The 18,332-nt window shown below is 59.0% G+C and carries 12 protein-coding genes; 3 read left to right on the top strand and 9 right to left on the bottom strand.

Annotated elements, in window-relative coordinates; translation table 11 throughout:
• Positions 1 to 335 precede the first annotated feature (335 nt).
• Positions 336 to 1,682, bottom strand: coding sequence for a DNA cytosine methyltransferase (locus tag ACFWPK_RS01225; protein WP_378912499.1), 1,347 nt, complete (start codon positions 1,680 to 1,682; stop codon positions 336 to 338).
• A gap of 179 nt (positions 1,683 to 1,861) precedes the next feature.
• Here ACFWPK_RS01225 and ACFWPK_RS01220 point away from each other — a divergent pair, with 179 nt between their 5' ends.
• Entirely contained in the window at positions 1,862 to 2,248 is a 387-nt protein-coding gene (locus ACFWPK_RS01220; RefSeq protein ID WP_378912747.1) for a very short patch repair endonuclease, read from the top strand.
• 602 nt (positions 2,249 to 2,850) lie between these two features.
• On the top strand, positions 2,851 to 4,128 hold the full coding sequence (locus ACFWPK_RS01215; protein ID WP_378912498.1) for a restriction endonuclease: 1,278 nt from the start codon (positions 2,851 to 2,853) through the stop codon (positions 4,126 to 4,128).
• A 335-nt stretch (positions 4,129 to 4,463) separates the two neighbouring features.
• Here the strand turns inward: ACFWPK_RS01215 and ACFWPK_RS01210 are convergent, their stop codons facing one another.
• The 8 genes from ACFWPK_RS01210 to ACFWPK_RS01175 form a co-directional block, all read right to left on the bottom strand.
• Positions 4,464 to 5,429, bottom strand: coding sequence for a NaeI family type II restriction endonuclease (locus tag ACFWPK_RS01210; RefSeq protein ID WP_378912497.1), 966 nt, complete (start codon positions 5,427 to 5,429; stop codon positions 4,464 to 4,466).
• 244 nt (positions 5,430 to 5,673) lie between these two features.
• Positions 5,674 to 10,947, bottom strand: a complete 5,274-nt coding sequence (locus tag ACFWPK_RS01205; protein ID WP_378912496.1) for a DEAD/DEAH box helicase — start codon at positions 10,945 to 10,947, stop codon at positions 5,674 to 5,676.
• Positions 10,948 to 10,956: 9 nt separating this feature from the next.
• A complete protein-coding gene (locus ACFWPK_RS01200) occupies positions 10,957 to 13,374 on the bottom strand; it encodes a hypothetical protein (protein ID WP_378912495.1) in 2,418 nt (805 codons plus the stop codon).
• 864 nt (positions 13,375 to 14,238) lie between these two features.
• Positions 14,239 to 14,718 carry a hypothetical protein gene (locus ACFWPK_RS01195; RefSeq protein ID WP_378912494.1) on the bottom strand — a complete coding sequence of 160 codons (480 nt, stop codon included), beginning with the start codon at positions 14,716 to 14,718 and terminating at the stop codon, positions 14,239 to 14,241.
• A 51-nt stretch (positions 14,719 to 14,769) separates the two neighbouring features.
• Entirely contained in the window at positions 14,770 to 15,324 is a 555-nt protein-coding gene (locus ACFWPK_RS01190; RefSeq protein ID WP_378912493.1) for a class IV adenylate cyclase, read from the bottom strand.
• Complete coding sequence (locus ACFWPK_RS01185; RefSeq protein ID WP_378912492.1) at positions 15,314 to 15,994, bottom strand: class I SAM-dependent methyltransferase; 681 nt, start codon at positions 15,992 to 15,994, stop codon at positions 15,314 to 15,316. The genes ACFWPK_RS01190 and ACFWPK_RS01185 overlap by 11 nt, the downstream gene beginning before the upstream one ends.
• Positions 15,927 to 16,550 (bottom strand): hypothetical protein, encoded by a 624-nt coding sequence (locus ACFWPK_RS01180; protein WP_378912491.1) that lies wholly within the window; start codon positions 16,548 to 16,550, stop codon positions 15,927 to 15,929. The genes ACFWPK_RS01185 and ACFWPK_RS01180 overlap by 68 nt, the downstream gene beginning before the upstream one ends.
• The gene (locus tag ACFWPK_RS01175) at positions 16,543 to 17,436 is read right to left on the bottom strand and encodes a radical SAM protein (RefSeq protein WP_378912490.1); all 894 of its coding nucleotides are present in this window, start codon (positions 17,434 to 17,436) and stop codon (positions 16,543 to 16,545) included. The genes ACFWPK_RS01180 and ACFWPK_RS01175 overlap by 8 nt, the downstream gene beginning before the upstream one ends.
• 122 nt (positions 17,437 to 17,558) lie before the next feature.
• On the opposite strand from ACFWPK_RS01175, the gene ACFWPK_RS01170 reads away from it, so the two are divergent.
• Positions 17,559 to 18,332 carry an XRE family transcriptional regulator gene (locus tag ACFWPK_RS01170; protein WP_378912489.1) on the top strand — a complete coding sequence of 258 codons (774 nt, stop codon included), beginning with the start codon at positions 17,559 to 17,561 and terminating at the stop codon, positions 18,330 to 18,332.

Raw genomic sequence — 18,332 nt, 5'->3', positions numbered from 1 at the left:
ACGGCGGTGAGTCTGCTAGTACCAGATTCTCGCCCAGGGCCTCGGCGGTGTTGGTAGCACCACCGGGGCCTGACTTGTGCGCCGACCGTACCATAGCCTTCGGCTATCCAAGAAAAGTCGTCAAATCCTCAGACCACCGATCCTGGTCCGACACAGCCCTTTTCCACCCTTTCGGCGGCGGCCACGGCACACCCCAGCCCTCCAGCACGGCTCGAGTGAACCCACCTTTTGGTGTCTGGTTGGCGATCAGCTCATCTTCGGAGACATACCGCGTCGGCGCCCAATCATTCACGGCGTCAAGTATGCCCATCTGCAACAGAATGAATGGACAGCTTTCAGCTAACGCGCGAAATGCTGGTTCGGTAGTACTCGTGTCGGGCGTGATCGTCCTGCCCGGTGAACGCCCGGAACTCGCCGATTCGGTATGCCAGCCCAGATGTCCGCTTGTCCTTCAGAATCTCGAAATCCTTATCGAGCAGGGTGATTCGCCGGTCTATCTCGGGATCATCGAGCTCCAACCCGGTCCGCTGGATGATCTGTGCTGCAGTCAGGAACATGTCGGGATCGCGCACCGCTTGCGCGCGAAGCACTTTGTAGATCGGGTCGGCTTGGGGATCGCCGTCGCGTTCTATCGCTTCTCCTTCATGGTGGAGCGCTCGTGCGATCGACAGTCCGATCGCTTTGGCAACGGGCGGCGGAAATGCGTTGCCAATCTGACGGTACTGAGCCGTCTTTCCACCGGTGAAGATCCAAGTGAACTCGTGGTCGTCGGGATGCTCGGCCTCGAGTTGGGCCTTGTGGGTTTCGTCTTTCGCCCAGATCCAGCCCTGGAGGCGCGCAACCATTTCAACCGTGAGTTTCGGACCGAAATCGGTCATCGGCCGCTTCGCGTACGGAGGCGCGGTGTCGTGGACGCCGTATGCGTCGACACCAAGCTCAGCCCAGGCTCGCTTTGCTCGCGTAGGCCCAAGGTCTGCGCCACCATGCTTCTTCGAGCCACCGACCACGGTCGGGGCTATGTCGTTGGCGTTCGCGGCCCACGCCTCAGCTCCCTCCCATCCGTTCGCTTGCATCAGCGGGAGAAGCGTCTCACCCACTGTCTTGACCTGGTCGGTCGTTGTGGGCCACTGAAAGTACCGGAAGTCTTCCGCCTTCATGGCAATGAGCACAAATCGTGGTCGGAGCTGGGGTACTCCGTATTCCGAGGCGTGGATCAGCCGCCACTCCGCCGAGTAGCCGAACCTGCCAAGGCGGTCGAGCACATGCTGCCGGTAACCGGCGAATCGCGGCATGCTCAGCCCTCGAACGTTCTCGAGGAGGAGAGCACGCGGCTTCAGGATGCCAACCTGTTCGACGGCCCACGCGAAAAGGTCGCGCTCATCGTTCGCGCCGAGTTGCTTCCCTGCGATAGAGAAGGGTGGGCACGGGACGCCTCCGGCAAGGAGGTCGATCGGCCGACCGCCCTGGCCCTCTGCCTCAGGCGCGAAGGACTTCGGATCGAACACCGCGAGGTTCGCTACGTCGCCGACCTCGACCTTCCAGTCGGGCCGGTTCAGGCTGATCGTCGCGGCGGCGGTCGGATCGAGCTCGATGGCGAGCTTGTGCTCGAACCCGGCGCGTTCAAGCCCGAGAGCCTGGCCGCCTGCACCTGCGCAAATCTCGATTACGCTGAGTTTGGTCACGCGGTGGCCTTTCGGAGTCATGCTTCGGGATCTGGACGGACAGAGACTAGACATCATCACTGACAGCTAGTGGGGGAACGAGAGCTGGGGCGGCTGTGAGCCGACAAGAGCCGGAACTGCCGGTTGCAGACGACGGCAGCGAGGTGCCGTCAGCTTCCTCTTCTGGACGCGCGAGAAACATGCGTGCCATCAGGCGATCTGGCACGAAACCCGAGGTCGCGCTTCGTAGTGCCCTACACGGTCTTGGATACCGGTACCGCAAAGACTTCCCGATCGTGGTGGGTGATTCGCGCCCGGTGAGGCCAGATGTGGTCTTCACGGCGCGAAAGGTCGCGGTTTTCGTAGATGGCTGCTTCTGGCACGTCTGCCCTGAGCACGGCCGGGAACCTAGGATGAATGAGTGGTACTGGACGCCGAAGTTGCGCCGGAACGTTGAGCGGGATCGGATATCGGACGCAACCCTATCTGCAGGTGGATGGGTTGTTGTTCGGATCTGGGAGCACGATTCGGTGGCCGCGGGGGTGGCCGCGGTAGTTGCCGCGCTGGAGGATGATCCGAACATATGAGCGATGGTATGCGATCGGTCAGTCGAGGTGGCGCCAGCGGTGAGTGTCGACGCAACGTGTCGCCGGTTCATGCTGTCGACGTCGGCTCGATCGACTCGGCAAGCCCCGATGGGTACAGCGGCGACTTGGTCCGTCCGGGCGAGTCTGGATTGCTCGGCGTTGTTCCTCTTGCATTGCAGGGTCTTAATCGCAGTCGTCGAATCTGCGACTGTGGATGGCACTGGGCTGAGCCGGTTAGGCGGCCATATGAGGACTGATTAGTCGCAGTTGTGATTGCGATCCCGCCGAAGCCGACCTTCTGGGGTATTGCGCTTCTGGCTCGCTGTGCGCTTGGATTGTTTCATCGCTGGGTGATGCTCGAACCACGATGTGGCAGACAGATTGGTGTGCAGATTGGGGAGGCGCGGTGGCTACGGACTATGGCGCTCAATGGATAGCTGGGCAATGTGACTCCGCCGCCCGATGCCGGGTTTTCAAGGTGGTGTTGGTGCTGTGTCTGCGCAATATTGCTTGATAATTTGCGTGATGTAGAAGGCGGCGACGACCCGATATACCACATCGGTTGTCGTTCGAGATCTTTCTGAAAGAGGGCATTAGAATATATGGCGAATGGATCTAATTTGCAGGGGCAAGCTGAGTTGTATCAGTCTTCGGAGGGAGCGGAGATAGTTGTCCCTTTTGCGGATCTGAATTCGGCGGACCTTGGCATCGATCGCTGTTACGCAGGTGGAGTATCTGGTACCATTGCGGATGACGCGCTGGCTCGTTTGCTCCCTGTTGGAAACCAGGGCGGATTTCGGTACAAGGGTTCGGTCAAATCCGGCACAGTTCGAATTGCGGTGCTATACACCAGCGGGCGGGAGCCGGACTGGCCGGACCATCTCTCGCCTCAAACGGGTATGTTCACCTATTACGGTGACAACCGAAGTCCGGGTCGCGTCCTCCACGATACGAATCGATACGGCAATGTGCTGCTCCGTGACGTTTTTGAGGCTACTCACGGCTCTCCGCAAGATCGGGCGACTGTCGCGCCATTCTTCCTCTTCGAAAAAGCTGGACGCGGTCGTGAAGTCCGATTTCGCGGCCTTTTGGCCCCGGGCGGAGATGGTGTTCCTGCTGACACTGATCTGACGGCGGTGTGGAGGAGCAAGGGCGGCGTTAGGTTTCAGAACTATCGCGCGGTCTTCACAGTTCTCGATGTCGGAGTAATTCCAAGGTCCTGGATTGAATCCCTGGCGCAAGGGGATTCGACTGTTGGGCCGAATTGCCCGGAGGTGTGGCGGGAATGGGTAAACGGACGGGTCTACACCCCGCTCGTAGCGCCTCCGACACTCACTATCCGGACCCGCGACGAACAGCTTCCGTCAGACGACCAGGGACGTTCGATTCTGGATGCCGTTCATCAGCATTTCGAATTTCGGTCAGTGGATTTCGAAGTGTGTGCAGTCGCGATCTGGCGGTTGATTGCCCCCGCTACAGGTGCATGCCAGGTGACACCGCCGTCGCGAGACGGCGGAAGGGACGCGATCGGTGAGTATTTGATCGGACCTTCAAATGACCGTGTTCCGATGGAGTTTAGTCTGGAGGCGAAATGCTATAAGGTGTCAAATGGGGTTGGAGTCAAGGAAATGAGCAGGCTGATCTCGCGAATACGGCACCGACAATTTGGTGTGTTTGTTACACTTTCCTACTTTCGTAGTCAAGTGTACAAAGAGGTGCGGATGGATGGGCACCCGATCGTTATGATTTCAGGAGGCGACGTTGTCGACGCGTTGAGGGCGAATGGTTACGGGGATGTAGCCTCGGTATTAGCGTGGTTGAACAGTCAATTTCCTACACCGATTAAGGTTGATCCATATGTAGAAGTCGGATTTCTATAAATATTTCGTCGATATCATGGGTGTCGTAGTCGACCATCTTTTAGCGGGCTCGAATTAGAGTGAAAGCGTAGCAATGTTATCGGCCATTTCTGTCTGGGCATCGTCGGGTGCGGAGTGTGGTCTGTCAATGGTCGATCCGTCCATCTAGACCACGGTTTCCTCACTAGCAGTGCCTTCCCTTCTTTACTCTATTGCCCGTGCTGACTCTGCTGGTTGTTATTTCTCTGCTACGCCCGCGTTGTCATACAACAATATATTATGACGCAACGATCGGCCGGAAGTGATTTAGCCTGTTCGTGCAGGTTCTCGCGCGTAAGCTCATTGGAAATTGGGCGTTACGATTGAACAATATCTGGCGCAACGATAGCTGGCTCGAATGGCTTGGCGATGGCATAGTGTCGACCATTGATGATTGTCGTAGGCCGAGTCGGATCTGGCCCTTCCAATTCGGTTAGCCGCACGGCAATAAATTCTCCCTTCTCGAATGGCGGCAGATTCAAATCTCTCGCGACAATTGGCCCTTGCTTGAGGTGACCGAGCACAACAATTCCTTCCGGCCTAAGCTTTGGTCGCGCATCTCGGCATCGCTTCATTCCGTCGAGCTGCCGCGCGACGGTAGTGGATGTTGTTCTATCAATAACCATGCCCTGTGCTCGACGCAACAACTCGTTGATGCGCTGCTGCCCCGACTTACCTCTCATGATGACTTCTACGTCACTGGTTGGGAGAGTTTGAATAAGGTTACTCGGCAGCTGTGCATCGAGGCAAAGCCAGTCGATCTCCCCCCAATCTGATTTAGAAATTGTTGTCTTTCCATCATTGTTCCGTCCCAGATTGAGAATCTCTTCCCGGATCCTGATTAGGCCGGCTGAGAACGTGCTGGTGACGTCATCTGCTTTCGTAAGCAGACAGATGTGCGATACCGCCTCGGCCGGGATTGTCCATGTCTTCCGGGACGTAAATTTTGAATCGACTGGATGACCTGCTACCTTATAGTCCATTTCCTTTTGTCCGCCAGAATCGATTTCAAATGTTGCCCGCAAAACAATTTCTACCTTGGTGCCCAGGTAAGTCTTTTCGGTCTTCTCCAGCTGGGAGATATTGAATCTTCCTGTGCGTTGTCCATCGAGAACCTCATCGATGGACTGGCGCAATGCTGTCGAAAACAGTAATTCCATATTTGTCTTGCTGCGGAACCATGTGGCGACGTCGTCGCGTGCGGGGTCACGGGGAAGTCTGACCTCGACGCCGACGGGTCCGATGGTTCGATCGAATGCGAGCTGTTGATCGTGATCATGCACCTAGCCAAATGTACTCGCTCGCAACAAGTTTTGCACGGGTCACGCTGCTGCCGCGTTGCCCGACTAGACCTGCGCTCCAGTCGGGCAATCGTTCGCTGCGAACTTTCGCGTCGCCTCGCTACAGACGTCGCCATGGCCACTCCGGCCCGCTGTATTCATTTGTGATTCGCGGTCGCACCGTAGTCCGGACGTATACTACGCCATCACTGCGGCAAATGGATGACCACGGCGACATGAACCGCGCCTACTGTGGTCGGAGATATTCCCAGATAGAAATTGGGTTCCGGCGGAACGCCCTTATGTCGTGTAGAGCGACGTTTTGAAACTGTCCCTCCGCGCACTTGAATGCAGATTGTTGCATCGCGTCGAAGTACGCGGGTTCCATACGCCATAGAGGATGGGTAAGCAGTACGCAGTTGCCGTCTCTGATAACGGCAGGTACATGTTCGATGGTCATGAATGACGAACTGTCGAGTGCTCTGGCTGCGGATTCCATCCACTTACCCTCGGCCGGAAGTGATCTTGAGACGGTAAGTGGCTGTCCGGTCGTCAGCTCAAGCATATCGAGGGCGAGTCGCCAGTCGAGGAGCGGATGTCGACGGGCGTTGCTGTACGACCGCAGACAGTCCGGACACGACGTGTCGCAGGTACCGCTATGGTCGCTACCCTCCCACGCGTCCCTTAGTTCGCTTAGGGCATTTGTGAGAAGGCTGTTGAATGTATCGGCCTGGCCGAGCTCCACTGCGTACCCAGCCCCGTTCTCGGCAGTGTCTGCCAGAAAGACCGCGGCGCCCAGTTGGTCTTTTGGGTGGCCAGGTAGTTCGATCATCGGCAGCCTCGTGGGAACGATGCCTGCTGTCAACTCGACCGGGTCGAGGTCGAGGAGTATCTGCGCTGCCCGTCGCAGAACCTCAGCGAAGCTGGTGTAGATTGATCGCCCCGATGGCAGGTCGTAGAGCGCTATGTTTCCAGTCCCTACTGTCAGTGACAGGGGGGTCACCAGCAGTGCGTCGGTAACTCGGACCTCGCCGATCGCCTTCTTAGGGACGGTCGGTGTGCTGGGTGTATCGGCGAGCATGCTCTTGTCCGATTGCTGTTGGAAAGCGTAGCCGCGACCGAAGTTGTCGTTAATGGTCACCAGTTGACTGCCCGCGAATAGGTCGAGCTTGAGGTGATCGAGCTCCGTACTAACGGTCGGCGCACTTCCTGGGATCAGCGCGGGACTGGATGTCGTGCTCAGAACCTCCTGATCGTCGTCGAACGCACGAGGGTGATAATCGGTGCGGAATCCGCGCGGCTCGAACAGATGAACGTGTTCGAGCGGCTGGCTGCACGCCGCGCATGTCAGCGCTGTGGTGAGTGCAGTCTGACCGCAGTCGTTGCAGATTCCAATCAGTTTCGGTGCTCCGAGCGGATCCACCGCAACAGTTGAGTTGCCTTGGACTACGTATGCAGAAAAGCCTGCGACGCTGTGTACGAGGCCGTCCTTGACAACCTCCGCGCCAGGGGCGAAACTACGGACTGCCATTTCGAGCGCGCGATCGCTGACCTTGAAACGATCCAATCCAATTCGGTTGTATATTTGCTGGCTCCAGAGGGTCCGGACTCGTGTCGGGAATCCAAACATCGGTACGGCGCCATACCGTGCTAAAGCAGCGCTAAGCTCTGAGTCGGATGATCCGCCTTCGGCTTCGACAATCCGGTCGATCTCTGTGATTAGACCAGCCTTGATGCTGGACTTGATATCATCGGAATCGGTCTTGGTGAGCGGCGTGTGCGATGTCAGTCGATCGACTATCGCATCGACGTGTGGGGAATTCTCAAGCCACGTGGCCACGCCGTCACGGAATGTATCCCATTGGTCGACCTGACCGAAGGTGCCGTGATTGCTATTCGGTGTCCATTTTGGCACCGAGGGCAAGGATGCAAACGCCTCGAACAGGCACTCACTGGACGCGACGCGCTGGACGATCCGCGTACGGCCTAGGTCGAGAAAGGGCTGCGGTGGGATGTCGCCCGTGATGCGTTCGGGCCGGTTGAAATAGTATTCGTCATGTGTGCGATCACGGCATATCGTTACCGCGTAACTCAGCGCCTGCCCGGTGCGGCCAGCGCGGCCAACACGCTGTTGATAATTGAACCGCTGTGGGGGCATATTAGCCATGAGCGTCGATCTCAGAGATCCGATGTCGACACCAACCTCCATCGTAGTCGTCACTGACAGGACATCCAGGGCATCGGTAATGCCGTTCTCCCGCTGGGTGAATGCGCCTTTGAACCATCTCTGCCTATCGCGCTGAACTGAAAGAGGACTTGTCTGTCCCGTCAATTCTGCGATGGCAAGCCGCCGCGGCTCTTGATGGGCTAGCCACGCGTAGTAGTCCTCTTCCTCTGCCAAGGGTGATTCACGCAAATCAGAGTCGAAGCATTGCCGGTTTGCGCAAATGCCCAGGCTTGCGTGGAGGTGTGCGTAATTGCATCGGCTGCAGCGCCAGATGCGCTCGTCGGCGGGATGGAAGACGAGGGTAGTGTCCGCGGACGATGTTCTCAGAAGCCATCCGCCCACTGCCCGGGAGACTGCCGCGTCACTCATGAGCGCGACCAGTTGGTCATGCAACTTGCCTTCGCTGCTGTCGCGTGCTGTCGCGACAGCTTCCAGGTATTTCCGGATCGGCGACGGGACGACGGCGGAGGCCATGACTCCGCCCCGTTTGCTACCTTCTGTTCGGCCCATAAGTCCTAGGATGCGGAGGACGGTGCCCAAGAGCTGACCTTGTTCCTCCGCGTTGAGCAGACCTGGAACGGGTTTCCAGCCATCAATGTGGATGCGGGCAATACCGACTGACTCCAGATCGCGCCTTGCGCGGTCGAATGTCGCATCGACGATCGAAGATCGAAGCGCAGTTTGCAACTTGTCCTGCCCCTGAGTTAGTGGGGGCTCTTCCCAAAGTCCCGGTTCCGGCGGACGGAATGCTCTGTACCAGGGCGTGTCGCCGCCCAGTGAGTCTTCCAGCTGCTGGTTCCATGGATCAGAACCTCCAGGGTTGGCACCAAGGGAAACGAGGACATCTGTGATGCGCTTGCACATCTCGGCGAATCCGACGGACGCAATTGCGCCAAGCGCCGTCAACGCATCGGCGATTGCGGATTCGTCTGGAGGTTCGAGGGGAAAGCCGGCACGTTGCTTCACTCGTGCAAAAGCGCCGAGCGCCAGGCCAGGGTTTGACTTAATTGACTCGGGGTTGGCGATGATGGCGTCAAGAGCCGCCAGCGCATCCGACCCCGATGCGATCTCACGTCGCAAGACCTGCCGTACGAGGTCGCGATGATGGTTCCGGGCTACTCCTGCGGCTGTGCGTGCTGCGTCGTCGCGACTATCGGTGAAAACGATGGTCTTGGCATTTGCGAGCTCTGTCGATCCGGGATTGCCCTGTGCTAGTGAGCGTATTAGCTGCGACAGATACAGCTGCGTCGCAGCCGCTGCACCCGAAGTATGGGCCCTGATCGCGGACGTCACTTGGCCCGCCCGAAAGGCGCCCTTCTTGGAACGGCCACCTGGCGCATAGCCGCAAGCTGGGCAGCGATCGGGGAGTGCAGGCACGCGGTCTTCCGGAGACCCTCCCGCTGCGACCACTCTTACCCCGGTGGAACGTGGTGCGCCGTGGGAAATCATTCCCAAACTCGGATCCCACGCGACGGGCGCGAACGCTAGCTTGATTCCGTCTTTGGTCCACGAGGGGATGTTGTCGACAATCCCCGGCCGATACCATAGATATTCTTTGGCTGGACGGAGAAATACAGGTTTGGCACTCTGATCCTCTGTGACGGGGTTGGGCGAGAGCAATATTTCGCCACTACGCTCCTCAATGATGTAGCCGCCGAGGCTTATGTCACCGCATTCGTAGCAGTAGAGCAGTTCGAGAACCCGCGAGCCGCAGTCGATACAGGCTCCGATCGGGGTGGTGTATAGGCGGCCGATCCTCTGGTTCGCTGATGTGTGTGCCCCTCCCGGGCAGTCCGGGTTGCTGCAGGCCCACATACCTCGGGGTACCCGCACGAAGACGTGGGCTCGGATGGGGATAGGCACCAGGTTCGAACTCTCGAAGTCAGTGCCGACGAGCTGTTCCAGCGTGCTCGCAATGAGCTCGTCCGCGTCTTTGAGTCCAGGAAACAGCTTCTGAGCAATATCTTCGACCGAGGTCGCACGTATGCGTTGCTCGCTTTCATCGACGCACGCAGCGGCGATTGCATGGGTCAAGGTCGCTGGGTCGACGTCCCGCGTACGAACAGTGAGTGGGTCGAGTAGCTGGGGTGGGCAGAGTGGTATCTGCTGGCCCGCCTGGATTGTGAAGCTGTCTGGATGAAGCCCAAAGAACTGTTCCAGATACCTTAGGCCACCATCCGAGTCTGTTAGCGAAGCCGAGGTCGCGATAACCCGGAGTTGTGGACTGTCGGAAGGCAAGTCGAGGCGGCGGAGCAAGGATCGGAGGATCATTGCGACTTCGCTGCCTTGCGTCCCTCTATAGAGGTGTAGTTCGTCGACGACGAGGGTGAAGACGTTCTCGGCGTTGCTGTTCAGCCATGCGGCTGTTTGCTCGAAAAGCTGCTCCTCGGCATGCCTCATCATCATCGTGTTGAGCATCGAGTAGTTCGTGACCAGAATGTCCGGTGCGTGGCTGATCATATCCCAGCGTGTAAGCAACTCGCCGGATCGCGGATCAGGGAATTGGCTTAGGTCTACATCCGAGCGTCCGCTGAGTTTCGCCTCAAGCAAGGCGTCATATTCGCGCTCATAGGCACGAAGGTTTTCAGCGGTTTCACTGAGCGACTTCTTCGATCTCTGTCCTGAGCCGATGGTGTTTCCGGTGTACCGGCCGAACCAAACCGGATGCGCCGGGTCATCGTCGCGAAGCTTACGCACGGCGCGACGTAGACGCGTCATCTGGTCCTCGACGAGGGCATTCGTGGGGTAGAGGATGAGGCTGCGGACTCCCGGTAGTCTGCTTTCATTGCCACGTAGCGATTTCCACTGCGGTTCGGGCGACCGCCACCATGGCGTGGCTGGATTCTGAGCTGGCCACTTCGCTGATTCGCACATAAGGCGCAGCAACATGGGTAGGAGGAACGACTCCGTTTTGCCGGAGCCGGTGCCCGATGTTACGACTACATTGCGTCCCGGTGAGGTGCCCGGTAGAAAGTGATGCAGAACCGACTGGGCCTGATGTTGCCGTAGCGACAGTGTACTGGAGTCAGCGTCGGGGAATAATGCACTAGCGACGCGCTTTGCCGTCGATGCCGGTATCCCGATTTGCTCGATAACTTGGTCAAGCCGGGAGGTATTTGCGTATGGGACAACTGGCTCGATCATTAGTTTGCCAATGAGGGCGCCGGGCTTTTCCAGTAGCGACCGGCGCTGCGACATGACCGATTCATCGTTTAGCCAGAACGCGGTGTCGAAGTAGCGCAGGTACGCATCCCGGAGCCCCCACGCGAGCGTAAGCGGCGTTATCTGATTCAACGTCAACCCCTAGGTTGTGAGCAGAGTGGTCAGTAAGTCAGCGCAGTACCTGTCGAAGCTGCTGTAGGCCAAGCACTTTCGCTTGTTGCTCTTGAACTTTATCTGCTTTGCGTCTGGTAGGCGCCCCGATAGTGCAACTGCTGCACGCTCGAACAGGCCTGGGAGCTCGCAACCCTGTGGTGCAAACAGTGACTGAGATGCCTCGTGGTAGAAGAGTAGCGTCTGACCAATTTCGTTGGCGGCGAGATGTTTTGCTAGATATGCGCTGGTAATTGCCACCTGGCCCGTATTGATATCTGCTGCGGAGCGGTAGATATACAGGGACTCGAAGCCACGCCGCAGTCGGTAGCCGCCGCTTACTGACAGATCACGTGTTGGAATCCAGCTGGCGGAACCAGAATCGAAATGCTCCGCGGTGTCGAACCCCGGCGTCGACATGCGAGGTAAGGACTCGCCAATGTCGGAGAGTCGGGGAAGCGAATCGAGAATCGCGACGCCGGCGTTGCTTGCAATCTCTGTATGTACAGTTTGAGCGATGCCTTCAGCGACTATTTCGACCACCCCGGTGAGAAAGGTCTCGGTCGGTGCCCTTTCGCTGGGAATTTCAACCACATCGACTTCTCCGAACAAGGCCACTGACTCACGTGCGTGGGAAGGCCAGTATCCGGCAAGTCGGTAGCGGCCGTCGGCCGTCTGTGCGAAACATGTTGGCGAAACTTCCCATCTCACGGGCTGCCAACGGTCATCGCGTTCGACTGCGATGTGTCCCAGGGATTCAAGTGATCTGGTGAATATGTCAACAAACAGTGCGGACCCTTCCAGTTGGGTCGCCACTGACGCCAATGTTGCGAAAGGTCCTCCACCCAAATGCATAAGCGCATCCAGCGCGACGTCCCAATTTGCTGGGTTTCCTTCAACTGTCGGCAACTTCGAGATCGCAAAATACGGCTGCGACTCATCGTGGGCGGACGGCTTTGCTCGTCCCCATCGGGGCAGCCATCCAGGGTAGCGCTTAACAAGCCCGCACGACTTGCACGCACCCTCGATCACCTTGGGGGCGTGTCGGTCTAGAGCGGGCGGGAGTTGAATCGCGTGCGCTCCAGTAACGACACATGACTGTGGGTCCGGCGTTCCGATCCTGATCGTTGATCGCTCGATGACGCTACGCGGATTACTCCACAAGATGCGGGCTGTGGCAGTTGCAGTCGCACTGATGCCAGATTCACCCTGAGCGATCATCCCGTCCACGAAAATATCCTCGGGTGCATCTTCGGATGCCGACAATGCCCCGAGCGGCGTGGTGAGCGAGTATGTCAGCCGCGGAGCCCTCTCCCATGCAGGATCCACATCGAAGCTTGAGCGAAGACGTAGCGAAACTTGCTGTGTTGGTATCGTTTTGGAACCCGCATACAGAGCGACTTGGTAGTCCCCATCCTTCAGGGCGAGGTTGCTCAATTCTGCGACTAGGGCGCCGTTGGCCGATTTCCATTCATGGGTGACCTCATCGTCATGACAATTGCTGAGAGTCACACGAAGCTTTGATTCACTCTGGACGGCCGCCCTGATCTCTGGAGGGCTGAAGGTAGACCATTTGCGGATCCGCGATGGAATTCGTAGCCCACCGGCTACTGTGAGCTGATTCCGGGCGAGCGGAACCAGTTCATTGAACTTTGTCGAGGACTTGGGTGCGCCGAAAATTTGAACATTGGTAAACAACGTCCATCCAAGCGGGAGCCCAGTTAAGTTTGTTTGCTTCGAAAAGCCAGGTCGGGCGCATTCGGCTAGGACTCGCTCGACCTCCGGGACCGGTCCGGCCGCTGTTTTATCTTTGGTGCGTACAAGTAGTAACGAATCGCTGCCCAGCTGGAGCCGATCTGATTGGATATAAGCTGATTGCAGCTCGTCGTAGACAAGCGGAACTACCGTTCTTGGAAAACGCTTGTACTCGAATCCATCCACCGTGCCGTTGTGTCGGATGCGAACGACCCCATCAAGCATTGATGCGAAGTCGATAATCTCCGTGTACGTGTTGCGCCAAAGACCGGCAGTTCCGGGACTGAATCCGAATGGAACCCATCGGCCTGCGGTTTCGAGGACTTCCATCTGGCCGTCCATCAGATCGCCGAGAGGTCGAAATCCCAGAGAGAGGTCCAAACTGGACCGCAGGAATCCCGCTCGCAAGTTTGCTACGACCAACGCGCGGCCCGCCGTCACGGTGACAGCGGAATCTTGCAGCACGCCATCCCAGTTGGCCAACTCCACTGCTGCAATGGCGGCGATTCTGTCGTGGGAGTCGGTGCGAAGCCACAGCTTCCGCAAGTTGGATGTGGCGGCCGATGTCTCGGACGTGAGCCACATGCCCAAGTAGGTGACCAGGTCCTCCGGTGCCAGCCGCATGCCCGGGCTCAACCCGAACTGAGCGAACATTGCCGGAAACTTCCGTCGATCTCCCGCCCTGACTAATGCCTGGGACATCGGGAGCCCGACGTACCTGTGACTCAACGCGTATGCGGTTGGCAGGCCACGCTCTCCATCTAGATTTTCGAGCCACGTGTTGACACAGCCCCAGAGGAACTCCGAGTGTTTTGGATACTGGCGGCGAAGAGCCGCGTCAGCGTCGGGAAGCGTCAGCAGTCGGGCCAATCGGGCATAGTATGCGTGCGCAGCGAGGCCTTCTTTGGAGCTGCCCATGTCTTCTGCAGCGAGTACGGACAAGGCAAGAAGCGCCAGACAAGGTGGTGGTTCGAGCGACGTCCGGGCCCATCTACGTGTCTCGGCCACGAGCCTCTGCAACGTGAAAGTGCCGTCGTTTGTGATCGTTACCGAGCGGACCGCCTCAGACAGAGAAGCCCGCGGATCAGGCCCTTTGTACCGTGCAGCTGCAGCGATCTTGTGCAGCACATTTGTCTCAAGATCCATGTAGGTTGGTGCGGGGTCACTGCTGACCGGGTAGACGACATCCGCTACCGCCGTGTTCCACCGGAGGTAGTCGTCCCAGATCCGGGAACGCTGCAACAAAGCGTCCCTCGGCCCTGCTTGCATCTGCCGCCCCGTAATCAAGTTTCCACCTCCCCTTATGTCCCGACCCCGTCGAGACTTGCGCTCACCGTACGACGCATATCGCTTCGAAGCGGCCCAACGTTTCGAAGCGATATGATCGGACTGACTCAGCTCCAGGAATCAGGGCGTTTGGCAGTGGAGCGCCACGTGGTGGCTGCTCGGCTGTTCCAGCATGGTGGCTACTGCTCTGGCACTTGCGCAATGTGTCGCGGTGTGCGAAACCAAATTGCGTCATGCGGTGACGAGTTGCGTGCAGTGGTGGTCTGTTGGCCTAGCCTTTCGAACCGGTCGTCCAGGAGGGAGAACGCTCGGGGCTGGGCGACCTTCACGCTGCAGCCATTGGTCCTCTGCCCACAACGTGCCAGCGATCACTGATCCAGCGGACGTTCTCGCTTCGGTCTCCGCTGACTTCCTGAGCTTGATGTTGTCGCCGACATCGATGGGTCCCTCGCGATAGTCGTAGGTGAACAGAGAGTCCCCGACTACCTCATCCTCGTACGGGCTGCCCGGCTTGGACATGATCGACAGCGTCGATGCGAAGCCCTTAGGGTTCCGGATCCCGCGATTGCGGTCGACAAGCTGAATCGGATAATCGCCGACCTGGAACTCCAACAAATCGGCCCGGGTGACCGACCCTCCCCGCTCCTCCACCAACCGCCGGAGCGCGAAAAAGATGTCCGAACGAAGCGCACGCTCATCACCAAGGTCCACAGATGAAGTGTGCCACGGCCATACGGCAGATTCAGGGGATGAGCGGGCAGCCTACTCGCCGAAGTCCTTGAACAGCAGGGTCGGCTCCGCGAGGATGTCGCGGCCTGTCTCGACTCGGTAGATGGTGTCGACGCTGCCGAACTTCGCCTGGCTGTAGTCGAGTCCGAGGTCTGCTGCGGCTTGGCGGACCGAAGACTCGTCGGGCCCCTCGATCTCGAGGAGGGTGGGCAGGTCCGGCCAGGTGTCCAGATCGAAGACTATGTCGCCGAGACGCCATTCTTCGCGGTAGTTCTCCTGGTAGCGGACCTCCCTCAGCCCGATGGTGACGAGGAATTCGGCCATCGAGTCGAGATCGCCGACTACGGTCTCGATCTCGGTGGTGCCATCGATGGTGGTGGAATCGGTGACATGTTTGAGCGTCAACGTTGTTTGCATGCCTTCGTCTCGTAGGCGGACCCACGCGCCGGTGGGGAGTGCGTCGCCGTCGAAGATCTTGCGGGTCAGCAGGGTTCGAGGGAAGGCCTGGATGGCGCCGAGTGCAGCCAGTTTTGCCTTGACCTCTTGGACGTCGATCGCCAAGAAGGTCGCTTCATATTCATGCTTCATCGAGCTCGCGCCCTTCGTCGAGGTGTTCGCGCTTTGCAGCGAAAAATACACCCATGCGGTGCGTGTGGTCGTGGAGCTGGCCGACGTGCGGTCGTTCGATGAAGGGATCGGTGCGCAGGGTGAGCAGTACTTCCCAAGTGCCACAGGGGAAGCGGCGGAACAGCTTGTCCGGCGTTGTGTAGTGCTCGATGATGTAGTGGTGGTCCTCGACCGGCATCATGAATTCGGCGCCGAGAAGGCCGCCCGGCTCGAGGAGATCTTGCATCCGTCCGATGAATTCGCGGAGGGGACGGCGGTGGTTGGCGCTGTAGTGCCATGAGCAACTCGTCCAGACTGCGTCGGCTTGCATTTCTGTCAGAGCTGCGTCGAAGAAGTCGTGCGGTTCGATCCGCACCTGACTGGTCAGCCCGGCTTCCGTCACGCGTTCGGCCAGGCTGGGCGCGTAGGCGAGACCGGCGACAGGCAGGAGCACATCGCCACCGTGCAGCGCTTGCGGATCGTTCTCGACTGCGATGACGCGGTAGCCCGCGGCCGCGAGCGGCAAGACGAATTTGCCGTCGCTGGCCCCGATGACGGTCACTGTTGCGCCGGGGTCGCAGCGATCATTCAGTTCGCGTACGAACTGTGGAAAGAACGTCAGGGTCTGCTCCCAAAGGCTGGTGGTCGGCATGTTCGGCCTCACTTGTGTTGAGGGACAGGATGGTTCGTACAACTTCTGCGGGATTGGTCGCCGTGGTGTCGATGTGGTGAGTGGTCCACGTATCGGTTGCTTCGGCGAGGCTCTGGGCACTCTGTTCGGCCAGAATGTCCCATTTGGTCATCGCCCTGTCACGCTGCGCCAGCCGACGAAGTCGTTCGTGAGGCGCACATGTCAGCTGATAGGTCACCGGCTCGGGGAGGTCGGAGGGGAGGGCGATGCCGAGTCGGGCGCCGAACGCCCGGTGGGTGGTGAGGCAGCGGGCGAAGTAGCTTTCGACAACGACGGGGATACCTGCGTCGAGGTAGCGGACTATCTGGTCGGTCGCGGTGAAGAGCGCGGATAGGAACAGGCACATGCGCGCGTCTGGATTGCTCGTGTGGTCCAGTTCCCGGCGTAAGGACTGGAAGTTCGGAGGGACTGTTGGGACCAGGACGGCCTGGCGGGCCTCCGCAAGCAGGGGTGCGACTGTTGTCTTACCGGTCCCGGCGATTCCCTCAATGCTCTCGAAGAGTCGGCGATCAGACACGGCCGTACACCACGTCGGGAATTCCGAGAGCGATCTCGTCGTGCGCAGAGGGCCGGTATTCGATGCGGTCAGCGGCCTTGTCGTACCAGAAGGCGTGTGAGTCCTTGCCCACTGCCTTGCATGACATCGTGAGTGCGCCGCGGGGGTCTGACTCGATACGGTCGATGGTGTCGTTGATGGCCGAGTACGCGCAGGCGGGCTCTTCGTTGAGGTCGTCGTCGAGGATCACTTCGATTCCGAGTCCGGACTCGGCGAGTTGACGGCGGAGCCGGGTGTAGGCAGCGGAATCGGTGATCAGCATGTCGGTGTGCTTCTTCGCGTTCCCGACCGCTCGGAGTTGGTGCAGTTTGAGTTGCATCACTCCGCGCGATTGGAGAGTCTCCGCGAGGTGTACTACTTCATCGATGTTGTATCGGTTCACGGTGAGGGTCGCGCCGGTCGGTACGCCGAGAGCGTTCGCGAGAGAGATGGATTCCATCGCAGCGTCGTAGCTTCCTGCATTACGGATGCGATCGTTGGTCGCACCGATCCCTTCGAGCGAAATCCGCAGCAGGTCGATACAGGGTGCGATCTCGCGCAGCTGTCGGCCGATCCGGTATCCGTTTGTGCAGATTTCGACCTTCAATCCCAGCGTGTGCTTGGCGTAGCGCGCCACCCGTGGCAGATCCTTGTAGACGAACGGCTCACCGCCCAGCAGGACCACCTCTTCTGTGGCGTACTCGCGTTGCATACGTCCGATGAGGTTGCAGGCCTGCGCGACGGTGAAGGCATCGGAATGTCGAAGCCGCTCGCCGTGGAAACAGTGCAGGCACTCGAAGTTGCAGCGATAGAGCAACTGCAGGTACAGCCGTCGGATGCTGTGGATGCCGGTTCGCTCGGTGATCATGTTGGCTCCCTTGGGGTTTGGTGAGGTCAACATCGTGGCTGTCGGCAATCGGACTGCGTAACCGCGTTTGGGACGTAGGCGGGGACGTCCCAGGACGTTTTCGCGGTCACGTCCGTGTGTGCTTGCTCGACCCCGTCACATCGGCTTCTATTGGAGGCGTGAATGTCCGGCTTCAGACCGTGCTCCACCAGCGGGGGATCGCACCCGAGTCGCTGGCCGTTGTCTGTGAGGTCGATCCGAAGACGGTCGGGCGCTGGCTCGGTGGTCGGGTACCTCACCCGCGTCACCGACGACGGGTCGCACATCACCTGCGGGTCGAGGAAAGATTCCTCTGGCCGCCGGTCGTGGATGAGCGAGCCGCACCGACGAATGTCGAACTCGTCGCCACCTATCACAACCGTGCTGAGGTACCTCGCGAAACATGGCTATCGTTGTTGGGCAACGCAACTGAGCAGATCGATGTGCTCGTGTTCTCGGGCACCTTCTTTGCTCAATCCAACCCGCGGGTCGCCCACACGCTTATCGAACGAGCACGGCAAGGTGCGCGGATCCGGATGTGTTTCGGCAATCCGGGCAGCAGGGCGGTAATCGACCGTGGTAGCGAAGAGGGCCTCGGCCCGGACACGTTAGCCGCGAAGATCCGAGCTTCGCTCACCTACTACCGCCCGCTCCTATCGGCCGATCGGTGCGAGGTGCGCCTGCACGGGACAACCCTGTACAACTCGTTGTTTCGCTACGACGACACTCTGCTGGTCAATCCCCACATCTGGGGTCAGCCAGCCAGCGCTAATCCCGTCTTTCAACTCCGGCGGGTCAATGATGTCGGCTGGTTCGACAACTATGCCGAGAGTTTCGACGCGATCTGGGCTGATGCGCAGCCCTGGATTCCAGATTGA

Origin of the sequence: Nocardia sp. NPDC058519 (assembly GCF_042719755.1) — a bacterium.
Classification (GTDB): Bacteria; Actinomycetota; Actinomycetes; order Mycobacteriales; family Mycobacteriaceae; genus Nocardia.
Note: the sequence above shows the minus strand (reverse complement) of the source record. Positions and strands in the feature narration are given on the sequence as shown.

Bases quoted from the DNA above. Each gene is read 5' to 3' on its own strand.
- ACFWPK_RS01190 (WP_378912493.1), bottom strand. From the start codon at position 15,324: ATGAAGCATGAATATGAAGCGACCTTCTTGGCGATCGACGTCCAAGAG.
- ACFWPK_RS01200 (WP_378912495.1), bottom strand. From the start codon at position 13,374: ATGTTCGCTCAGTTCGGGTTGAGCCCGGGCATGCGGCTGGCACCGGAG.
- ACFWPK_RS01175 (WP_378912490.1), bottom strand. From the start codon at position 17,436: ATGATCACCGAGCGAACCGGCATCCACAGCATCCGACGGCTGTACCTG.
- ACFWPK_RS01220 (WP_378912747.1), top strand. From the start codon at position 1,862: ATGCGTGCCATCAGGCGATCTGGCACGAAACCCGAGGTCGCGCTTCGT.
- ACFWPK_RS01215 (WP_378912498.1), top strand. From the start codon at position 2,851: ATGGCGAATGGATCTAATTTGCAGGGGCAAGCTGAGTTGTATCAGTCT.
- ACFWPK_RS01185 (WP_378912492.1), bottom strand. From the start codon at position 15,994: ATGCCGACCACCAGCCTTTGGGAGCAGACCCTGACGTTCTTTCCACAG.